Annotated in this window: 3 protein-coding genes; all 3 read right to left on the reverse strand. The window is 70.2% G+C overall.

Annotated features, from left to right (window positions below):
- Positions 1-463: sarcosine oxidase subunit delta (locus STRTUCAR8_RS54220; protein WP_241784690.1), on the reverse strand; the 463-nt coding region annotated here is incomplete at its 3' end.
- Positions 464-487: 24 nt separating this feature from the next.
- Entirely contained in the window at positions 488-1,729 is a 1,242-nt protein-coding gene (locus STRTUCAR8_RS16975) for a sarcosine oxidase subunit beta family protein (protein WP_006377033.1), read from the reverse strand.
- 168 nt (positions 1,730-1,897) lie between these two features.
- Positions 1,898-4,345, reverse strand: coding sequence for a GcvT family protein (locus STRTUCAR8_RS16980; RefSeq protein ID WP_044472343.1), 2,448 nt, complete (start codon positions 4,343-4,345; stop codon positions 1,898-1,900).
- Between the last annotated feature and the right edge of the window lie 162 nt (positions 4,346-4,507).

Below are 4,507 nucleotides of genomic sequence, written 5' to 3' on the forward strand. Positions count from 1 at the left end.
TCGGCCCTGAAGGGGCCTCGTCCTCAAACTCCCCCAGAGGGGGGACCCCCAGACGGGCTGACAACGCGGGCCCGGGCTCAAAAGTCCCCGGAGAGGCTGAGGATGCGGGCCCGGACTCGACAGTTGCCGGAGAGGCTGAAGAAGCCTGCCGGGGCTGGGGAGTTGCCGCCGTGACGCCCGCGTCCTCGGTGGCCGGGGGGCGTTCCTCCCCCGCCCTGTACACCGCCAGGATCTCGTTCGTCCCCGTGTTCCGGACCGCGTTGAACCAGCGGCGGCAGCCCGCGCCGTGGTTCCAGCGTTCGGCGAAGGGGCCCTTCGGGTTGTCGCGGAAGAACAGGTACCGGGCCCACTCCTCGTCGGTGAGGGCCGACGGGTCCTCGGGGTACGGCACATGTGCCTGGCCGCCGTAGTGGAACTCGGCCTCGTCGCGGGGCCCGCACCACGGGCAGGGGATGAGCAGCATGTCGTTCGGCTCCCTTGGGGATCCCTAGTGGGCCACCGCGGCCGCGCCGTGCTCGTCGACGAGCGCGCCGGTGGTGAAACGGTCGAGCGAGAAGGGGGCGTTGAGGGGGTGGGGGCTGTCGTGGGCGATCGTGTGGGCGTAGACCCAGCCGACGCCCGGGGTGGCCTTGAAGCCCCCGGTCCCCCAGCCACAGTTGAGGTAGAGGTTGTCCACCGGGGAGAGGCCCACGATCGGCGACGCGTCGGGGCTCACGTCCACGATGCCTCCCCACGTACGCAGCACATGGGCCCGCGCGAAGACCGGGAACAGCTCCAGGGCCGCCGACATCTGTTCCTCGATGATGTGGAACGCCCCGCGCTGCGTGTACGAGTTGTACGAGTCGATGCCCGCGCCCATCACCAACTCGCCCTTGTGCGCCTGGCTGACGTACACGTGGACGGCGTTGGACATCACCACCGTCGGGTGGACGGGTTCGAGGAGTTCGGAGACCAGGGCCTGCAACGGGTGGCTCTGGAGCGGGAGTTCGATGCCCGCCATCGCCGCCAGGACCGAGGTGTGGCCCGCCGAGCACAGGGCCACCTTGCCCGCAGCGATCGGACCCAGGGTCGTCTGGACCCCGACCACCCTGCCGCCGACCACGTCCAGGCCGGTGACCTCGCAGTTCTGGATGATGTCGATGCCCGCCGCGTCCGCCGAGCGGGCCAGGCCCCACGCCACGTGGTCGTGCTTGGCGATGCCCGCGCGCGGCTGGTAAGTGCCGCCCATCACCGGATAACGCACGTCCGGTGAGGTGTTGACGATCGGGCAGACCTCCTTGACCCGGTCCGCGTCGAGCCACTCCGCGTCCACGCCGTTCAGGCGGTTCGCCTCCACCCGGCGCACACTGTCGCGGACGTCCTGGAGGCTGTGGGCGAGGTTCAGCACTCCGCGCTGGGAGAAGAGGATGGGGTAGTCCAGCTCCTCCTCCAGGCCCTCCCACAGCTTCAGCGCGTGCTCGTAGATGCCGGCGCTCTCGTCCCACAGGTAGTTGGAGCGGATGATCGTGGTGTTGCGGGCCATGTTGCCGCCCGCCAGCCACCCCTTCTCCAGCACGGCGACGTTGGTGATGCCGTGGTTCTTCGCCAGGTAGTGCGCGGTGGCGAGGCCGTGTCCACCGCCGCCCACGACGATCACGTCGTACGACCGCTTCGGCTCGGGCGTACGCCACAACCAGTCGGGATGCTCCGGCAGTTCGGCGCCGGGAGTACGGGGGGTACGGGGGCTCATCGCGCGTCTCCGTCTTCTGCGGCGAGTTGGCTGACAATCCTGGGGGCCGACGAAGCCGCCCCCAGGGGCGCGGGGCGGTATCCATCTACGGCTCCGCCGCGGGGCGCGACCAGCCACGACGGCGCCGCAGCGAACCGACAACCCCCAACCGCACCCCGAGCGGCGCGCCTACCCACGGAGGCGGGACATCGTCGGGTCGAACAACGGCTCCTCGGCGACGACCGCCGCCACCCGCTGGTCGAAGTAGCCGATGTGCAACGGCGTTCCGGGGACGGCCAGTTCGGCCGGGAGCCAGGCGTACGCGATGCCCTTGCCGATCGTGTAGCCGTAGGCCGCGCTCGTCACGTAGCCCACCGCCCGGTCGCCCTCGTAGACCGGCTCCTTGCCCATCACCACCGACCTCGGGTCCTCGATGGTCAGGCAGGTGAGTTTCCGGCGCACGTCCGTCTTACGGCGTTCCAGTGCCGCCTTGCCGACGAAGTCGCCCTTGTCGAGCTTCACGGCGAAGCCGACGCCGGCCTCGTAGGGGTCGTGCTCGTACGTCATGTCGGTGCCGAAGGAGCGGTAACCCTTCTCCAGGCGGAGGCTGTTGAAGGCGCCCCGGCCCGCCGCGATGCCGCCGAGCGGCTGCGCCGCCTGCCACAACGTGTCCCAGAGTTTCTGCCCCTGGTCGGCCGTCGTGTACAGCTCCCAGCCGAGTTCGCCCACGTACGACAGGCGCATCGCCGTCACCGGGACGCTGCCGATGTAGGCGCGCTTGGCGCGGAAGTACTTCAGGCCGTCGTTGGAGAAGTCCTCGTCCGTCAGGGGCTGGAGGACCTTGCGGGCCAGTGGACCCCACAGGCCGACACAGCATGTGCCCGGGGTGATGTCGCGGACCTGGACCGCGCCGTCGGCCGGGAGGTGGCGGGTGAACCAGTCGAGGTCGAGGTTGCCGTTGGCGCCGACCTGGAAGAGGTCGCGGCCGAGGCGGGCCACGGTGACGTCGCTGCGGATGCCGCCGTCGTGGTCGAGGAGCAGGGTGTACGTCACCGAGCCGACCGACTTGGCGACCTTGCTGGTGGTCAGGCCTTCGAGGAAGGTCGCGGCTCCCGGCCCGGTCACCTCCAGGCGCTTCAGGGCCGTCATGTCGTACATCGCGACCGTCTCGCGGGTCGCCTGGGCCTCGGCGCCGACGATCGGCGACCAGTACTGGGCGGCCCAGTCGCCCGGGGTCGGCACCGAACGCCCTTCCACCAGGGGGGCGTTGGCCTCGTACCAGTGCGGGCGCTCCCAGCCGTTCGCCTCCAGGAAGAAGGCGCCCAGTTCCCGCTGGCGGGTGTGGAAGGGGCTGGTGCGGATCGGGCGCGGGTCCCCCGACGGCTGGAGGGGGTGCAGGATGTCGTAGACCTCGACGAAGTTCTGGCAGCCGCGGGCCAGCACGTACTCCGGGGCGAGCTGGTGCGGCTCGAAGCGGTTGAGGTCGCACTCGTGCAGGTCGAAGGACGAGCAGAAACCGTCGACCAGCCACTCGGCCATCGCCCGGCCCACGCCCGCCGAGTGGGTGACCCACACGGCCTCGGCGACCCAGAAGCCCTTGACGTCCTGGGACTCGCCCAGCAGCGGGAAGTTGTCGGTGGTGAAGGAGAACAGGCCGTTGATGCCCTCCTCGACCTTCGCGTCCTTCGTGGCGGGGAGGAGGGACTGCGTCTCCGTCCAGGCGTCCGCGAAGTCGTCCTCGGTGAACTTCAGGACCGACGGCATGGAACCTGCCGAGTCGGCCTCACCGAACGACAGGATGTCGTCGGCCGAGATCGGCATCGGGCGGTGACCGTAGTAGCCGATGCCGATGGCGTCGTAGCGGTCGCGGTAGTAGAGGTCGGCGTCCTGGTGGCGCAGGATCGGGCGGACCGCCTCCTCCGTCTGGCCGGCGAGGGCGGGGACCGGGCCGGTCCAGGCCAGCTGGTGGGCCAGGGGCGTGAGGGGGAGGTTCAGGCCTACCATGCGGGCGATCTTCGGGCCCCAGATGCCGGCGCAGCACACGACGACGTCGGCCGGGATCTCGCCCTGGTCCGTGACGACGCCGGTGACGCGGCCGTCCGTCTGCTGGACGTCCAGGACCTCGTGGCGGGGCAGGAAGGTCACGCCCCGTTCGGTGGCCCGGCGGATCTGCGCCTCGACGGCGAGGACCGCCTTGGCGAGGCCGTCGGTGGGGACCAGGAGGCCGCCCAGGACCCGGTCGGGGTTGAGCAGCGGGTGCTGCTCCGCGCACTCGTCGGCGGTCAGCAGGCGGGACTCGACGCCCCAGGCGGTGATCCAGCCGTGGCGGCGGTGCAGTTCGGTGAGGCGCTCGGGGGTGGTGGCCACTTCGAGGCCGCCGACCTGGAGGAAGCAGGGCTGGCCGTCGACGTCCAGGGAGCAGAACTTCTCGACGGTGTAGCGAGCCAGTTCGGTCATCGTCTTGGACGAGTTCGTCTGGAAGACCAGACCGGGCGCGTGCGACGACGATCCCCCGGTGGCGGGCAACGGGCCCTGGTCGACCACGGTCACTTCGGTCCAGCCTCGTGCGGAGATCTCGTCCGCGAGTGCCGCGCCGACGACGCCCGCTCCGATGATGACCACTCGGGGTCCCGCCATCGCCGCACCTCCGGTTGAGAAACCAGTCCAGGCCCGCAGTGTCAGTTGCTGTCTACGCAACATGACTCAGGTTGCGCAACTCAATGTGCCTGCAGCACAGGTGGGTGTCAAGAGGTTCTCGCCCCCGCCGCCCTTACCCGTCCCATCCCTGGGGGCTGCGCC

Source organism: Streptomyces turgidiscabies Car8 (genome assembly GCF_000331005.1).
Taxonomy (GTDB): domain Bacteria; phylum Actinomycetota; class Actinomycetes; order Streptomycetales; family Streptomycetaceae; genus Streptomyces; species Streptomyces turgidiscabies.